This is a genomic window from Actinomadura sp. WMMA1423 (assembly GCF_006547145.1).
GTDB lineage: Bacteria > Actinomycetota > Actinomycetes > Streptosporangiales > Streptosporangiaceae > Spirillospora.
Genome location: NZ_CP041244.1, coordinates 8,306,665 through 8,321,915 on the forward strand (window position 1 = coordinate 8,306,665; position 15,251 = coordinate 8,321,915).

Here is a 15,251-nt window from a genome sequence, read left to right on the forward strand (position 1 = left end):
GTAGCCGTATGCGCACGTCGAAAGGGTCCGCCCTCGGGAAAGCCGCAGCCGCCTGGAAGGCGTTCAGCCTCTGGAAGGCGCTGGGCGTCGCCGGGTTCGTCGGCGTCGCCGCGACCGGGGCCGTCATCGTGCGGGCCGAGCGCCGCCGCCGCGCCTACACCCCCGACGAGATCCGCGAGCGGCTTCACGAGCGGCTCGACGGGCGGCCGGAGGCGCGGCCATGACGGTGCGCGCCGTCCGCCCGCCCGGCCCGGACGACCTGGAGCGCGCCTGGCGGGCCGTGTCCGCCGAGCTGGCGCCGACGCCGCTGGTCCCCTCGGGCCTGGCGCCCGGCGCCCTGCTGAAGCTGGAGACGTTCCAGCCGACCGGCGCGTTCAAGGTGCGGGGCGCGCTCGCGGCCGTCGCCGCGCTCCCGGAGGGGGAGCCCGCCGTCACGGCGAGCGCGGGCAACCACGGCCTCGGCATGGCCTACGCCGCCGCGAAGGCGGGCGCGCAGGTCACCGTCGTGGTCTCCACCCGGGCCTCGCAGGTCAAGGTCGACAGGATCGGCGCGCTCCCGGTGCGGCTCGTCCGGCACGGGACGAGCTATGACGAGGCCGAGGCGCACGCCCTGACACTGCCCGGCCGGTACGTCTCGCCCTACAACGACCCGGCGGTCATCGCGGGGCAGGGCACCATCGGCCGCGAGCTCGACCGGCAGGCGGACGGTCCGCTCACGGTCGTCGCGCCGGTCGGCGGCGGCGGGCTGGTCGCCGGCCTGTGCCTGTGGGCGCGCGAGCGCGGCGACGTGCGGGTGGTGGGCGTGGAGTCGGCGGTGTCGCGCGGCGTCTCGGCGTCCGTGGCGGCGGGCCGGGTGGTCGAGGTCGAGGTCGGCGAGACGTTCGCCGACGGTCTGCCCGGCAATCTCGAACCCGGCTGCGTCACCCCGGAGGTGATCGGGCGGACGGCCGAGCTGACCTCCGTCACCGACGAGGAGATCCGGACCGCGCTGCGCTGGCTGTTCCACGAGCACGGGCTCGTCGCCGAGGGCGCGGGCGCCGCGGCGGTCGCAGCCGTCCTCGCCGGGAAGGCGGAGGCGAGCGGGAGCCTCGTGGTGGTCGTCTCCGGGCGCAACATCACCGTTCCGGCCTACCTCGCCGCCATGGGCGGACGCTGAACCGGGGCGTTCCCGAGAATTCCGATGACGGTGGGACATGAGCGGCTACGGTGTCCTATGCGGAAAGGGTAGGTGATGGGGGACATGTCGGCCCTGAAGGTTCTGTTTCGGCGAGATCGGCTGACCGGGCAGGTCGCCATCGGGCTGACCGGCGTGGTCATCATCGCGGCCGTCGCGTACGGGGTGGGCGTGGCGAGCGCCAAGTACCGGCTCGCCGAGGTCGGCGCCTGGCTCGCCGCCGACCGCAAGGGCGCCCTCGTCCACGCCAACGGGCCCGCGGCCAAGGTCGACGGCAAGGCCGCCCTGCCCGCGCAGATGCGCGGCCACAACATCAAGATCGTCCAGGACGGCACCACCGTGCTGCTCGTCGACCAGACCACCGGCGTCGTGAGCCGGCTCGACCCCGCCCAGCTGAACGTGGGCGCGAGCCGGCCGCTCGGTCAGGGTCTCCAGGTCATCGCGGACGCCGGGAAGGCGTACACGGTCGACTCCGTCAAGGGCGTCCTCCAGCAGATCGACCCGATCAGCCTGACCCCGGTCGGCGCGTCCGCGACGCTGACGCCCGTCCTCGGGCAGGCGGGTATCGACGCGCGGGGCGCCCTGTGGGTGCCGGTGGCGGGGAACGGGCAGGTCACGGCATTCAAGGACGGCAAGTCGCAACCGCCGGTGAAGACCGGCCGGCCGGGTGACGACCTCGCGCTCACCATCGCCGCGGGCGATCCGGTCGTGGTGAACTCCACGGCCGCCACCGCCACGGTCGTCAAGCCGTCCGGGACGCCGCTGACGGTGGCCCTGCCGGCGACCGTGAAGCGGGCGGGCCGCGGCGGCGTGCTCGCCCCGCCCGCCACCGAGGGCAGGACCGTCCCGCTGCTGGTGCCCGGCGCCGGGTCGCTGGTGACTGTCGACACCGACACCGGGCGGTACTCCAGCACGCGTCTCGCCATGCCGAAGCACCGGTACCGGCCGCCGCAGATGCTCGGTGCGAAGGTCTACATCCCCGACGAGACGGCCGGGGCCCTGCTCGTGTACGACTCGGCGGGCAACCGGTTCGAGCCGCCGGTCCCGGTCGCCGGGCGGCCCGCCAGGCTGGACGTCTTCGTTCGTGACGGCCTGCTGTGGGCGAACGACCCGTCGGGCTCGCGCGCCGTGGTGATCGACGGAAAGGGCGACCGCAAGGGCATCGACAAGTACCGCGACAAGGTCCCGGGCGGCGCCGGGCGCCGCACCCTCCCGCAGCCGGGCGGCGGTGACGCCCCGCCGCCCAGCACCTCGCCGCCCGATGTCCCGCTGCCCAGTGCCAACCCGCAGGAGCCGCGCCGGCCGCGTCCCGGCGAGCCTCCGTCCGCGCCGGCGAACGTGTCGGTCACGCCGGGTGCGGGCACGATGCGGATCGACTTCCAGCCCTCCCAGGGCGAGGGCGTCCTCGGGTACGTGCTGAAGGGCGTCCCGCCCGGTCTCACGGCGAGCCCGTCCGCGATCACCCCCGGCGCCGGGCCGTTCACCTTCACGGTGAGCGGCGGGGACTGCGGCAGCGAGTACCAGTTCCGCGTGGCCGTCCGCTACCGCGACGGCACCGGCCGGACCCGCGAGCAGTTGTCGGCGCCCAGCGACCCCGCCCGGCCGTGCGTGACGCCCGGCGCGCCGACCGGCCTCACCGCGCAGGCCACCGCCTCCGGGACGAAGGTCTCCTGGACGGCCCCGTCCGGCGCGTCCAGCTACCGGCTCACCTGGGACGGCCCGGTCACGGGCGCCACGACGGTGAACGCCGCGGCGGGCTCGGCCGTGTCCACGACGCTCGGCAACGTCTGGACGAACGGGTCCTACACCTTCTCCGTCGCCGCCGTGAACGGGGCGGGCACGGGCACGGCCGCGAGGCTCGGCACCAGGCTCACCGGCCCCGCGGCCAAGTACCCGGTGGAGCGCAACGGGAAATCCGACGCCTACATCCGGAGCGTCGCCGATGCCAACAACAGCGGCGCGACCATCGCCACCATGACCGACAACAACGGCGAGCTCGTTGTCGTGAATTGCCAGAAGAAGGGCGTTTCCTACACCCACCCCAGAGACTCCAGCCTCACCGGAGACATGTACGCCAACATCACGTGGAGCGGCAAGACCGGCTACGTGATCGGCTACCTGGTCAACACGCCGGGTGACTGGAAGAGCTTCGCGGGTCCCGCGGTCTGGAAGTGCGAGCCCTGATCGGCTAGCCGGCCCGCCGTCCGGCGGGTCGGCTAGCCGCGCTTCTTCTTCCCCGCCCTGCCGACGCAGGCGGGGGCGGACCAGGCCACGTCCGGCGCCCCTCCCGCGTTGAGGTTCACCACCGCGCCGACCTTGAAGCAGTACGCCGTGTTCGGCCGCAGGCCCGGCATGGTCGCCGAGCGCGAGCCCGCGGGGACCGTCACGATCGGCCTGGTCCCGGCGGGCTGCTGCTGGACGAGCAACGGCAGCCCGTGCGCGGCGGGTGGCAGCGCCCATTTCAGCGCCGCCGTCCCGCCGCCCTGGCGCGCGACCACCTTCCGCGGGCGCGCCGCCGCGAGCTGCGCGGGCGTGATCGGTTGCTGCGGGGACTGGGTGACCTGGCCCTGGGGGGCGGTCTGGGACGGGGGCGTCGACTTCGCGGCGGTTCCGCCCCCGCCGTCACCGCCGCCGGAGAGCGCGAGCGCCCCGATGCCCAGGCCCAGGCCGCCGACGATCGTGATCCCGGCCGCGACGACGAGGCCGCGGCGGGATCCGCCCTGCGGACGGTCCAGGGTGGTCTGGTGCGGGCCCGCGTGCGGGGTGGTGTGCGGCGTCGTGGGGGAGCCGGTCGTGTGCTGGTCGCCTGCCCGGGGCCACGCGGGCTCCAGCGCCGTCCGCGGGACGTCCTTGGTGTGCGGGGTGTCCGGTGTCGGCGGCGGCAGGGCATTCGGTGCCCACGGCGAAGGCGGTGGGGCCTGCGCGGCGACGGGCGCTTGGGCCATCTGGGCGACGGCCGGCAGGGACGGCGACTGCGCCTGCGGTGACAGTGCAGATGGTGACTGTGCAGGCGGTGACTGTGCAGGCGGTGACTGTGCAGGCGGTGACTGTGCGGGCGGAGACTGTGCAGGCGGCGGCAGGATGGGCGGTGCCAGCGAGGTCGGCGACCACTCGGGCGCGGGCGGAGGGCCGGAGGGGGCCGGGAACGTCAGGCGAGGGCCGGAGTCCGCTTTCGCCGCGCCGCCGCCGCTGTGCGCCACGTCCGTCACCGGCAGCCCCAGCTCGGCCTGCACGCGCTGGAGCGCCTGCGCGAACTCCACTCCGTTCGCGAACCGCTGCTCGGGCGTCTTGGCCATCGAGTGCGCGATGACGTCCATGACCTGCCGCGGGACGTCGGGGCGGGCGAACGGCGGCGGCGGGTCGTTGAGGATCCGGAGCATCAGCTGCGCGATGCCCTCGCCGCGCGGCCCCTTGAACGCGGGCCGCCCGGCCAGCAGCTGGTAGAGCGTCGAGCCGAGCGAGTAGAGGTCGGACCCGACGCCCGGCTGCCTGCCCTCCAGCACCTCGGGGGCGGCGTGGTGCGGCGTGAACGCCTGCGTGTGGGTGCCGTCGAAGCTGTCGACGAGGCGGGCGATGCCGAAGTCGGCGAGGGCCGGCTCCCCGTACCGCGACAGCAGCACGTTCTGCGGCTTGACGTCGCGGTGCAGGACGTCGGTCTCGTGGGTGGCGGCCAGCGCCCCGGCCATCTTCACGCCGATCCGCAGCACCTCGGCGACCGGCAGCGGCCCCTCCCTCGCCAGCCGGTCGGTGAGCGCGCCGTGCTCGAAGTACTCCATCGCGATGTAGGGGCGCCCGGACCGCGTCGTACCGGTGTCCAGCACGGTCACGATGTTCGGATGGCCGGAGAGCCGTCCGGTGATCTTGCATTCGCGCTGGAACCGCCGCATCGCCGCGTCGTCCACCGCGCTGATGGACAGGACCTTCAGCGCGACCATCCGGTCGAGGCGCTCCTGGTGGGCGCGGTAGACGACGCTGAAGCCGCCCTCGCCGACCTGCTCCAGCACCCGGTAGCCCGGAACGTCCTCGGTCATGGGTCAGGGGTTCCCTCTCGCTTGCTCGCCTCGTCCGGGGGCTCGGCTGGGGCGCGAGCGTGCGATGCCGTGCGACCCCCGGGCGGTTCCCCTGGGGCAACAGCCTAGTACGGGGAGGAAACGGGCGCGGGTGCTCTCACCGGGAAGGCTCCACCCGGTCACGGACCGGTGCCACGGGTGGAAATGAGATGACATTTCCATTGACCCGGTTAATCGTTGTGCCAATTGCGGTCCAGGACCCGCTCCATCCGCCCTAACCTCGGGGTTCGCGACGAAGGAACTGCCCCAGAGGGAGTGGCCCGCCGTGACGGACGAAGTCATGACGAATCCGTACAAGGAAACACCGCCGTCCGAAACGGCTTATGGGGACCTTGTCCGGATGGCGTATTTCGTTCTGCCGGGACGGGGAAAGCGCGTCTACCGGCTGGCGATCGCCCGCCGGATCGTGGACTCCAGCGCGCGGGGCGCTCGCGACCGCTCCGCCGCCGGGCACGCCCGCCGCCGCACCCGCGTGCTGCGCCGGGCGCTGCGCCCGCCCCGCCGCCTCCAGATCGGGCTCGGCCCGTGGCTGCGCGCGCTGCCCGCCCGGCTGCCCGACCCCGCGCTGACCGCGGCGCTGTCCCGGCTCGATCCTTACGTCCGCGTCGCCTACGTCCTGCGGATCGTGGAGGGGATGCCCCGCTACGCCGTCCGCGACCAGCTGATCGAACTGCGGGTGCGCGACCCGTGGCGGGTGATCCGCGCCGCCGAGGTCGTCGAGGTGCCGGTGCCCCGCCGCGCCGACCGGTTCGAGCCGGCGCTGCTGCGTCCCGTCCGCACCCGCTCGGTGCTCCCGTTCGCGGCCGCGGTCCTGCTCACCGCCGCGCTGGTCGGCGCGCTCCTCACCACCGAGCGGGAGGGCCCGCGCGAGGCGGCCGCCCGCGGCCTGAGCCTCGTCGCGGCGGCGCCCGGCGCCTGGACGCGCGGCGCCCGCTCCCTTGACGTCTGGCCCGCCCGCGGCGACCTCGCCGGGGACCGGGCCTTCACCCGGCGCGCCGCCGGCGCGTGGGCGGCCGCGCCGGAGGGCCGCCGCCCGGACAGCGGCGCCGCGCAGCTCCTGTACGCGGGCCGCCTGGACGGCGCGCCCCTCGCGGTGATGCGCAGCGGCGGCCGCCTGGCCCGCTACGCCCCCGGCCGCCTCGACGTGGCCGCGATCGGCGCCGACCCGTCCGCCCCGATCGCCCTCGGCGGCGGACGCTACCTCCTCGCGCCCTGGGACGCCCGGCCCGAGACCCTCGCCGGACGGCGGCTCGCCACGTCCGGCGGCGTGACGGCCCCGGTCCGCCCCGGCACCGAGTGCGGCCGGGGCCCGCTGTTCCACCTCGGCTCGCGGACGGTCGGCGACCTCGGCGGCGCCCGCGCCGCCGTCCTCGGCCACCGCGCGCCGGACCGGCGCCCGGGAGGCCGGGACGGCCAGGCCCGGCTCGGCCGCACCGCCCGGTCGTTCTGGGAGCGGCTGGCCTGCGCGGTGCCCGCACCCTCCCGGCCCGTCTCCGCGGCGATGGCGTTCGACTTCTGGTCGGGGACGCTCCCGCACGGCGGGCGGCACGCCGACTGGGCCTGCACGCGGTTCACCTACGCCGACGGCGGCGCCGCCGCCTTCGCGACCCTGCTCGCGGCGGAGCCCCAGGGCACCGGCGCCTGCGACGCCGGGCGGCCGGTGAGCGGGACGTGGTGGCGCGCCCCGTCGGGCCGCTGGTACTACCTGGCGGCGGCGGGGCGCGGCCTCGTCCCGCACGCCGAGGGGGTCCGGCGGCCGGTGACGCGCGACCGCCTCCTCAGGGCCGGGGGCGTCCCCGGCACGCCCGTCGCGCTGACCGCCCGTTAGGGCGGGCCGGTCAGCATCCGCTTACCCTGATCGGGCACACTGGGGGGAACCGAACCAGATTCAGGGAGTCGCAGATGGGCAAGGGGCCGCTCTCCGGAGTGCGGGTGATCGAGCTGGCCGGGATCGGGCCGGGGCCGTTCGCGGCGATGCTGCTGGCCGACCTCGGCGCCGACGTGATCCGCGTCGACCGGGCGTCCGCCGTCCGGGACGGCGAGACCGCCGGCGGCACCGACTTCACCAACCGCGGCAAGCGGTCGATCGCCGTCGACCTCAAGAGCGAGCGCGGCAAGGAGGTCGTCCTGCGCCTGGCGGAGAAGTCCGACGTCCTGATCGAGGGGTTCCGCCCCGGTGTCACCGAGCGCCTCGGCATCGGCCCGGACGAGTGCCTGGCCCGCAACCCCCGCCTGGTCTACGGGCGGATGACCGGCTGGGGGCAGGAGGGGCCGCTGGCGCACACCGCGGGCCACGACGTCGGCTACATCGCGATCACCGGTGCCCTGCACGCCATCGGCCGCGCCGGCGGCCCGCCCCAGGTCCCGATGAACCTGCTCGGCGACTTCGCGGGCGGCAGCATGTACCTCGTCACCGGCGTCCTCGCGGCCCTGCTGGAGACGCGCGCGAACGGGCGCGGCCAGGTCGTCGACGCCGCCATCGTGGACGGCACCGCCCACCTGTCCACCTTCATCCACGGCTTCCTCGCGGGCGGCATCTGGGAGGACCGCCGCGGCGTCAACCTGCTCGACACCGGCGCCCCCTGGTACGACGTCTACGAGACCTCCGACGGCCGCCACATGGCGGTCGGCGCCATCGAGTCCCAGTTCTACGCCGAGTTCCTCCGCCGCCTCGGCCTCGACGGGGACGAGGACCTCCCCGCCCAGTACGACCGCGAGCGCTGGCCCGACATGCGCGAGCGCTTCGCCGCCGCGTTCCGCACGAGGACCCGCGACGAGTGGACGGAGGTGTTCGTCCCGAGCGACGCCTGCGTGGCCCCCGTCCTGTCGATGACCGAGGCCGCCGAGCACCCCTACAACACCTCCCGCGAGGTCTTCCCCGAACTCGGCGGCCACCGCCAGCCCGCCCCGGCCCCGCGCTTCTCCCGGACCCCCGCCGGGACCGACGGCGTCCCCGTCCTGCCCGGCGGCCAGACCAGGGCCGTCCTCGACGAACTGGGCTTCGACGACGCCGAGACCCTCCTCAAGGAAGGCGCCGTCGCCCAGGCCTGACCGGACCGGTGGCCGCGCCTTCGCGGGCACGGCCACCGGAGCCCGTCAGGCCGTGCGCTTCTCCAGACGGGTGCCGTGGCGGAGGGTGACGGACATGACGTCGCTCGGGCCGTCCAGCTCCAGGCGGTGCCAGCGGCCGCGGGGGACGACGACGGCCGCGCCGGCGGTCAGCCGCACCATCTCCTCCTCGCCGCCGGGCTCCTCTGGACGGAAGTAGACCCGCAGGCCCCCGGACAGGCAGCACACCGCCTCCTCCGCGGCCGGGTGCACCTCCCAGTGGTCGGCGTGGACGTCCTCGTCGGTCTCGACGCGGAACGCCGCGATCTGCCAGCCGCCGCCGTCGCCCGTCATCCGGCGCTCGGCCGCGCGGACCGCGCCGTCCGGGTGGAACGTGATGGCGGAGGCGAACATGTCGATCGGGTTCATGAGCGTGTTCCTTCCAGTAGGTGTTCCTCGGGTGCGGGGGAGGGCGATGCGGTGGCCCCCCGGCGCGGGAGGGCCGCGGCGACGGCGGCCGCGACGAGGAAGAGGGCGGCGGCGACCGCGAGGCTCAGGGCGTAGCCGTCGTTCAGCGCGGTCTCGGTCGCGATGCCCCCGGTTCGCTGTGCGGCGACGGTCGCGAGGGCCGCCAGGCCGACGCAGCCGCCGAGCTGGCGGGAGCTGTTGAGCAGGCCCGAGGCCGTGCCCGCCTCACCGGGCGCGACTCCGGTGGTGGCGGCGACGGCGACCGGGGCGAGGACGAGGCCGGTGCCGACGCTGCACAGCAGGGACGGCCCGAGCACGTCGGTGAGGAAGCCGCCGCCGGGGCTGATGAATGCGAACCAGCCGAGGCCCGCGGCGGCGAGCAGGGCGCCCGGGACCAGCGACGCGCGCGGCGAGCGCGCCGAGGTGATGCGGGTGGCGGCCACGGTCCCGGCCACCAGCCCGGCGGAGAACGGCAGGAACGCGGCACCCGTCTCGGCGGCCCCCATGTGCAGGACCTGCTGCATGTAGAGGGAGACGAAGTAGAAAGCGGAGAACTGGCCCGCGGCGGCGAAGAAGACGATCAGGTTCGCGGCGGCCACGGAGCGGCCGCGCAGCAGGCCGAGCCGGACGAGCGGAGCCGGGGACCTCGTCTCGGCGAACACGAACGCCGCGAGGACGGCCGCCGCCGCGGCCAGGGTGGCGAGGGTGGCGGCGGAAGTCCAGCCGCGGGTGCCGGTGCGGACGACGCCGAACACGAGGAGCCCGATTCCGCCGGTGGCGAGCACCGCGCCGAGCACGTCCGCCCGCTCCCGCGCGGCGGCACGCGCCGCCGGGACGCCCGCCGGGACCAGAGCCAGGGCGATCACCACGATCGGCAGGTTGACCAGCATCACCCAGCGCCAGCCCGCGTACTCGGTGAGGACGCCGCCCGCGAGGACGCCCAGCGCGCCGCCCGCCGCGTTCACCGCGCTCCACACGCCGAGCGCCCGGACGCGGGCGCGGCCCTCGAACGTGGTCGTCAGCAGCGCCAGGGCGGCGGGGGCGATCGCCGCGGCGCCCACCCCCTGCCCCGCGCGGGCGGCGACGAGTTGCCAGGGCGCCTGGGCCATGCCGCCGGCGAGCGAGCACAGGCCGAAGACCGCGAGGCCGAGGACGAACAGGCGGCGCCGCCCGTACAGGTCGCCGGCCCGGCCCCCGAGCAGCAGGAACCCGCCGAAGGTGAGCGCGTAGACGTGTACGACCCAGGCCAGGTCGACCGGGGCGAAGCCGAGGGACGTCCGGATCGAGGGCAGCGCGACGTTGACCACCGCCATGTCGAGGGCGACGACGAACTGGGCGACGGACGCGGCCGCCAGCACCACCCCGGGTCTCGAGTTTTTATACATGTATAAAAAACTAGGCGGAGATCGCTCGGCTGTCCAGTCCGGGGCGGGTGCTGGGCGATGATGGGGGGATGGCGTCCTCAGAGCGGCGGGGCGGCGGCAGGCCGCCCCGCATCTCCCGCACGGAGATCATCGAGACCGCCCGCCGGATCGTGGACGAGGAGGGGGCCGGCGGGCTGACGATGCGCCGGCTGGCCAGGGAGGTCGGCAGCACCCCGATGGCGCTGTACCACCACGTGCGCGACAAGGAGGAGCTCCTGCTCCTGCTGCTGGAGGACTACGCCGCCCGGACGCTGCGCAGGCCCGAACTGCCCGGCGACCCCCGCGAGCGCGTCGTCGTGCTGGCCGCGGCCATCCGCGAGACGCTGGCCGGCTGCCCGTGGATCGTGGAGGTGCTCACGGCCGACGACCTGATGGCGCGGGAGGCGCTCTGGTTCAACGAGCGGATCGTGGACGCCCTGATGGAGTGCGGCCTCACCATCGAGCAGGCCGTCCACGGCTACCGGGCGGTCTGGTACTACACGGCGGGGGAGATGCTCGTGCGGGCCGCGTCCGCCCGCAGGCGCGCCGGCGACGACCGGCCCACCTACCGCGACCGGGTCTTCGCCGAGCTCGACCCGGAGGAGCTGCCGCGGCTCGCCTCCCTGTCCGGCCGCTGGGCGGAGCTGACCGCGCGGGACACCTACCTCGACGGGCTGCGCGCGCTCGTCGACGGCCTCACCCGCGGCTGAGGCCGCAGGCCACGCCGCCGCGCGCGGATTCCTTGTGAATCGGCTGACAATTCGGCCGGAGTAACCGGCGGTCGACCGACAAGACTGCGCTGGAACGCGGTCGTACGTTGTGGGCACTCCACCCCGATCAACACGACGATCTGAAAAGGCCGGACGCCGGCCGAATTCGTCGTGCCCGCATTAGGGAGATGCCCATGCGTTTCACACGGCTCCGCTCGCTGGCGGTCATCACGGCGGCGATTCCCGCCGCTCTCGGCCTGGTCGGGGCGGTCGCCCCTGCCGCGCACGCCGAGACGAGCCCGGAAGGGGCGAACGACTGGAACTGCAAGCCGTCGTTCCCGCACCCCCGTCCCGTTGTGCTCGTGCACGGCACGTTCGAGAACATGGCGTTCAACTGGCAGAAGCTCTCACCGGCGCTGAAGAAGGCCGGGTACTGCGTCTACGCCCTCAATTACGGAGGCCCGAAGGACGGCCCCGTCCAGGGGATCAACGACATTCCCACGTCGGCCGGTGAGCTGTCGGCGTTCGTCGACAGGGTCAGGACCTCCACCGGGGCGTCCAAGGTCGACATCGTCGGGCACTCCCAGGGCGGCATGATGCCGCGGTACTACATGAAGTTCCTCGGCGGCGCCGCGAAGGTCAACAAGCTGGTGGGCATCGTGCCGTCCAACCACGGCACCAACATGTCCGGGCTGGTCGAGCTGGGCAGCCTGCTCGGCATCACGCAGGCGGTCGTGAAGGCCGCGCCGGCGGCGGGGCAGCAGATCGTCGGCTCGGACTTCCTGAAGACGCTCAACGAGGGCGGCGACACCGTGCCCGGCCCGACCTACATCGTGCTGTCCACCAAGTACGACGAGGTCGTCACGCCCTACACCTCGGAGTTCCTCAACGGCTCCAACGCGCAGAACGTCCTGCTGCAGGACAAGTGCCCGAACGACACCAACGCCCACGTCGGCATCGCCTTCGACCCGGTGATGATCAAGTTCGTGCTGAACTCGCTCGACATCTGGGGACCGTACTGGCCCATCGACTGCGCCAAGCCCCTCGGCTGACGCGGAACCGGCGGCGCCCGGCGGCATCCCCGCCCGCCACCGGGCGCCGCCGCGGGCCCGCGTCAGAGACCGAGGCGCTTGGCGGCGATCTCGTTCATGATCTCGTTGGTGCCGCCGCCGATGCCGAGGATGCGGGCGTCGCGGTAGTGGCGCTCGACCTCCGACTCGCGCATGTAGCCCATCCCGCCGTGCAGCTGGACGGCCTCGTGCACGACGTGCTCGCAGGCCTGGACGGCGGTGTTCTTGGCGTAGGCGGTCTCGGTGAGGACGTCCTCGCCGGCGGCGTGCCGTTCGGCGACGGCGCGGGTGTAGGCGCGGGCGACGTCCGTCAGCCGCGCCATCTCGACGATCTTGTGCCGGACGAGCTGCCGGGAGGCCAGCGGGCGCCCGAAGGTCTCCCGGTCCCGGACCCAGGACAGGGTGAGCTCCAGGCAGCGCTGCGCCGTCGCGTACGCCTGGACGGCCAGCGACAGCCGCTCGGCCACGAAGTTCTGGACGATCTGCAGGAATCCGCCGTTCTCCGCGCCGACGAGGTTCGCCGCGGGCACGCGGACGCCGTCGAACGACAGCTCGGCGGTGTCGGAGCAGAGCCAGCCCATCTTGCGCAGCGGCGCGGAGACGGTGAAGCCCGGGGAGCCCTTCTCCACGACCAGCAGGGAGATGCCGCCGGCGCCGGGCCCGCCCGTTCGCACCGCGGCGGTGACGAAGTCCGCCCGGACGCCCGAGGTGATGAACATCTTGGCGCCGTCGACGACGTAGTGCCCGCCGTCGCGGACGGCGGTGGTGCGGACGCCCGCGACGTCCGACCCGGTGCCGGGCTCGGTGATCCCGAGCGCGCCGATCATCTCTCCGGCGAGCACCGGCCGCGCGAACCGGTCGATCAGCGACGCGTCGCCGGAGGCGATGATGTGGGGCAGCGCGATCCCGTGCGTGAACAGGGAGGCGACCACGCCGCCCGACCCGCCCGCCTGGATGATCTCCTCGGCGACGATCAGCGCGTCCAGCAGCCCCCCGCCCGACCCGCCGGCCTCCTCCGGGAACCCGGCCCCGATCAGCCCCGCCTCGGCCGCCCGGACGTGCAGGGACCGCGGCAGCTCACCGGCGTCCTCCCAGTCCGCGAGGAACGGCGCGATCTCCCGCGCGGTGAAGTCGCGGACGAGGGCGCGCAGCGCCGCCCGCTCCGGGGTCTGCCAGGGATCCACCGCGCCTCCTCGCACAGAACGAGGTTCGGAATGTAGCAGGCGGCGCCTCGGTGCGCCGTCGCCGGCCGGCCGCGCGGTGAGCGGCCGACCGGCCCGTGGACGCCGCCGCCGGCTCAGCCGACGGCGTCGGCGACGGCCTGCGCCCACAGGGCGAGCCCGTCGTCGATCTGCTCCCCGGTGACGATCAGCGGCGGGATCATGCGGACGACGTTGCCGAACGCGCCGCAGGTCAGCAGCAGGAGCCCGCGCTCGGCGGCGGCCGCGTGCGCCCGCGCCGCGGCGGCGGGGTCGGGCTCGCCGTCCGGCGTGGTGAACTCGCTGGCCTGCATCAGCCCGAGCCCGCGCACGTCGCCGATCGCCGGGTGGTCGGCGGCGACCTTGCGGAGCCCGTCGTTCAGCCGCGCGCCCTGCACCGCGGAGTTGCCGACGAGGTCCTCGTCGACGACGACCTGGAGGGTGGCGAGCGCGGCGGCGCACGACACCGCGTTGCCCCCGTACGTGCCGCCCTGCGACCCCGGCCGGGCCTTGGCCATCAGCGCCTCCGGCGCGGCGATCGCCGACAGCGGGAACCCGCTCGCCAGGCCCTTGGCCGTGATCAGGACGTCGGGGCGCACGGCCGCGTGCTCGTGGCCCCAGAACCGGCCCGTCCGCCCGAACCCGGTCTGCACCTCGTCGACGATCAGCAGGATGCCGTGCCGGTCGGCGCGCTCGCGCAGCCCCTCGAGGAACGCGGGCGGGGCGGGGATGTAGCCGCCCTCGCCGAGCACCGGCTCGACCATGAACGCGGCGGTGTCGGCCGCCGGGCTCGCGGTGGCGAGCAGGTAGTCGAGTTCGCGCAGCGCGAACCGCGTCGCCTCCTCCTCCGACCAGCCGTACCGGAACGCCTGCGGGAACGGCGCGATGGCGGCGCCCGGCATCAGCGGGCCGATCCCGGCGCGGAACTTCGTGCCGGCCGTGGTGAGCGCGGCGGCGCCCATCGTCCGGCCGTGGAAGGAGCCGTGGAAGACGACGATGCCCTGCCGGCCGGTGGCGTGCCGGGCGAGCCTGATGGCCGCCTCGACCGCCTCGCTGCCGCTGTTGAGGAAGAACAGGGAGTCGAGCCCCTCCGGCAGTACCTCGCCGAGCGCCTCGGTCAGCCGCAGCAGCGGCCGGTGCATGACGGTCGTGTACTGGCCGTGGATGAGCGTGCCCACCTGCTGCTGCGCGGCCTCGACCACGCGCGGGTGGCAGTGGCCGGTGTTCACGACGCCGATGCCCGCCGTGAAGTCCAGGTGCCGGCGCCCCTCGGCGTCGTAGAGGTAGACGCCCTCGCCGCGCTCGGCAAGGACGGGGGTGGCCTGCTTGAGCAGGGGAGACAGCGTCGCCATATCGTCCCTCCGGTAGATTGTCGACAATCTGCAATCTAGGTGGCCCCGGGCCGGTTGTCCAGCGGGGCCGTTCCTGTGTGGCGGCGCCGGAAGCTAGGACTCGCGCAGCCGGTTGATGGAGTCGGTCATGTGCTCCTCGATGAGGGTGAGCAGGTGCTCCTCCTCGCCGTCGCCGATCGCGTCGACGAGCCGCCGGTGCTCCTCGACGAGGTCGGCGGGTTCGGGGTAGGTGTCCTGGAGCGCGTTCAGGCACATGCGCGTCTCCACCAGCAGCGTGTGCGCCATCCGCTCCAGCCGCGGGCTGCCCGATGAGCTGACCAGCACCTCGTGGAAGGCCTGGTCGGCGTCGCTCATCGCCACCCGGTCGCGCTCGCGCGCGGCGGCCACGAGCGCCTCAAGGGCCTCGGTGAGCCGCGCCACCGCCTCGCCCCGGTTCCGCTCCATGATCAGCCGGCAGGCCTCGCGCTCGATCGCGAGCCGGGCGAGGTAGACGTCCTCGACGTCCCCCTCGTCCAGCGTGATCACGAACAGTCCGCGGTGCGGCTCGCTGACGAGCAGCCCCTCCTGGACGAGCCGCTGCATGGCCTCGCGCAGCGGTCCGCGGCTGATGCCGAGGCGCGCGGCGAGCTCGGCCTCGCCGAGCTGCGCGCCGGGCTCCAGCGACCCGTACATGATCGCCGAGCGGAGCTCGTCCGAGACGATCTCCACCGTCGACTTGCGGGGAACAGGCTCCAACTCACCCAGTCGGCCCATGCGC

13 protein-coding genes are annotated in these 15,251 nt (G+C 74.4%); 7 read left to right on the top strand and 6 right to left on the bottom strand.

Features of this window, described 5'->3' with window-relative positions; all coding sequences use genetic code 11:
- Window positions 1-8 precede the first annotated feature (8 nt).
- From FKD65_RS38465 to FKD65_RS38475, 3 genes are all read left to right on the top strand, one after another.
- Complete coding sequence (locus FKD65_RS38465) at window positions 9-224, top strand: hypothetical protein (protein ID WP_141584185.1); 216 nt, start codon at window positions 9-11, stop codon at window positions 222-224.
- Window positions 221-1,156: a threonine/serine dehydratase gene (locus tag FKD65_RS38470; protein WP_141584188.1), complete on the top strand. Its 936-nt coding sequence runs from the start codon at window positions 221-223 to the stop codon at window positions 1,154-1,156. The genes FKD65_RS38465 and FKD65_RS38470 overlap by 4 nt, the downstream gene beginning before the upstream one ends.
- Before the next feature lie 75 nt (window positions 1,157-1,231).
- Window positions 1,232-3,358 (top strand): fibronectin type III domain-containing protein, encoded by a 2,127-nt coding sequence (locus tag FKD65_RS38475; RefSeq protein WP_141584190.1) that lies wholly within the window; start codon window positions 1,232-1,234, stop codon window positions 3,356-3,358.
- 32 nt (window positions 3,359-3,390) lie between these two features.
- Here FKD65_RS38475 and FKD65_RS46420 read toward each other — a convergent pair whose 3' ends face one another.
- The gene (locus FKD65_RS46420) at window positions 3,391-5,205 is read right to left on the bottom strand and encodes a serine/threonine-protein kinase (RefSeq protein ID WP_141584193.1); all 1,815 of its coding nucleotides are present in this window, start codon (window positions 5,203-5,205) and stop codon (window positions 3,391-3,393) included.
- A gap of 379 nt (window positions 5,206-5,584) precedes the next feature.
- Between FKD65_RS46420 and FKD65_RS38485 the strand changes: the two genes are divergently transcribed.
- The gene (locus tag FKD65_RS38485; RefSeq protein ID WP_141584195.1) at window positions 5,585-7,072 is read left to right on the top strand and encodes a hypothetical protein; all 1,488 of its coding nucleotides are present in this window, start codon (window positions 5,585-5,587) and stop codon (window positions 7,070-7,072) included.
- A gap of 74 nt (window positions 7,073-7,146) precedes the next feature.
- Complete coding sequence (locus FKD65_RS38490) at window positions 7,147-8,295, top strand: CaiB/BaiF CoA-transferase family protein (protein ID WP_141584197.1); 1,149 nt, start codon at window positions 7,147-7,149, stop codon at window positions 8,293-8,295.
- Between the two features lie 45 nt (window positions 8,296-8,340).
- Here FKD65_RS38490 and FKD65_RS38495 read toward each other — a convergent pair whose 3' ends face one another.
- Both FKD65_RS38495 and FKD65_RS38500 read right to left on the bottom strand, forming a co-directional pair.
- Complete coding sequence (locus tag FKD65_RS38495) at window positions 8,341-8,721, bottom strand: cupin domain-containing protein (protein WP_141584199.1); 381 nt, start codon at window positions 8,719-8,721, stop codon at window positions 8,341-8,343.
- Entirely contained in the window at window positions 8,718-10,145 is a 1,428-nt protein-coding gene (locus tag FKD65_RS38500; protein WP_168221315.1) for an MFS transporter, read from the bottom strand. Before FKD65_RS38500 ends, FKD65_RS38495 begins: the two co-directional genes overlap by 4 nt.
- Window positions 10,146-10,213: 68 nt before the next feature.
- Between FKD65_RS38500 and FKD65_RS38505 the strand changes: the two genes are divergently transcribed.
- Complete coding sequence (locus tag FKD65_RS38505; protein ID WP_141584201.1) at window positions 10,214-10,873, top strand: TetR/AcrR family transcriptional regulator; 660 nt, start codon at window positions 10,214-10,216, stop codon at window positions 10,871-10,873.
- A gap of 194 nt (window positions 10,874-11,067) precedes the next feature.
- Window positions 11,068-11,925, top strand: coding sequence for a triacylglycerol lipase (locus FKD65_RS38510; RefSeq protein WP_141584203.1), 858 nt, complete (start codon window positions 11,068-11,070; stop codon window positions 11,923-11,925).
- Between the two features lie 62 nt (window positions 11,926-11,987).
- Here FKD65_RS38510 and FKD65_RS38515 read toward each other — a convergent pair whose 3' ends face one another.
- The 3 genes from FKD65_RS38515 to FKD65_RS38525 all read right to left on the bottom strand — a co-directional run bounded on the left by FKD65_RS38515 (window position 11,988) and on the right by FKD65_RS38525 (window position 15,247).
- Entirely contained in the window at window positions 11,988-13,127 is a 1,140-nt protein-coding gene (locus FKD65_RS38515) for an acyl-CoA dehydrogenase family protein (RefSeq protein WP_141584205.1), read from the bottom strand.
- Window positions 13,128-13,240: 113 nt separating this feature from the next.
- The gene (locus FKD65_RS38520) at window positions 13,241-14,494 is read right to left on the bottom strand and encodes an aspartate aminotransferase family protein (protein ID WP_141584208.1); all 1,254 of its coding nucleotides are present in this window, start codon (window positions 14,492-14,494) and stop codon (window positions 13,241-13,243) included.
- Between the two features lie 93 nt (window positions 14,495-14,587).
- Window positions 14,588-15,247: a GntR family transcriptional regulator gene (locus FKD65_RS38525; RefSeq protein ID WP_141584210.1), complete on the bottom strand. Its 660-nt coding sequence runs from the start codon at window positions 15,245-15,247 to the stop codon at window positions 14,588-14,590.
- Window positions 15,248-15,251 lie beyond the last annotated feature (4 nt).

Coding starts and splice junctions, on each gene's coding strand:
- FKD65_RS38475 (WP_141584190.1), top strand. CDS start 1,232: ATGGGGGACATGTCGGCCCTGAAGGTTCTGTTTCGGCGAGATCGGCTG.
- FKD65_RS38520 (WP_141584208.1), bottom strand. CDS start 14,494: ATGGCGACGCTGTCTCCCCTGCTCAAGCAGGCCACCCCCGTCCTTGCC.
- FKD65_RS38525 (WP_141584210.1), bottom strand. CDS start 15,247: ATGGGCCGACTGGGTGAGTTGGAGCCTGTTCCCCGCAAGTCGACGGTG.
- FKD65_RS38495 (WP_141584199.1), bottom strand. CDS start 8,721: ATGAACCCGATCGACATGTTCGCCTCCGCCATCACGTTCCACCCGGAC.
- FKD65_RS38485 (WP_141584195.1), top strand. CDS start 5,585: ATGGCGTATTTCGTTCTGCCGGGACGGGGAAAGCGCGTCTACCGGCTG.
- FKD65_RS38500 (WP_168221315.1), bottom strand. CDS start 10,145: ATGTATAAAAACTCGAGACCCGGGGTGGTGCTGGCGGCCGCGTCCGTC.
- FKD65_RS38490 (WP_141584197.1), top strand. CDS start 7,147: ATGGGCAAGGGGCCGCTCTCCGGAGTGCGGGTGATCGAGCTGGCCGGG.
- FKD65_RS38470 (WP_141584188.1), top strand. CDS start 221: ATGACGGTGCGCGCCGTCCGCCCGCCCGGCCCGGACGACCTGGAGCGC.
- FKD65_RS38510 (WP_141584203.1), top strand. CDS start 11,068: ATGCGTTTCACACGGCTCCGCTCGCTGGCGGTCATCACGGCGGCGATT.
- FKD65_RS38465 (WP_141584185.1), top strand. CDS start 9: ATGCGCACGTCGAAAGGGTCCGCCCTCGGGAAAGCCGCAGCCGCCTGG.
- FKD65_RS46420 (WP_141584193.1), bottom strand. CDS start 5,205: ATGACCGAGGACGTTCCGGGCTACCGGGTGCTGGAGCAGGTCGGCGAG.
- FKD65_RS38505 (WP_141584201.1), top strand. CDS start 10,214: ATGGCGTCCTCAGAGCGGCGGGGCGGCGGCAGGCCGCCCCGCATCTCC.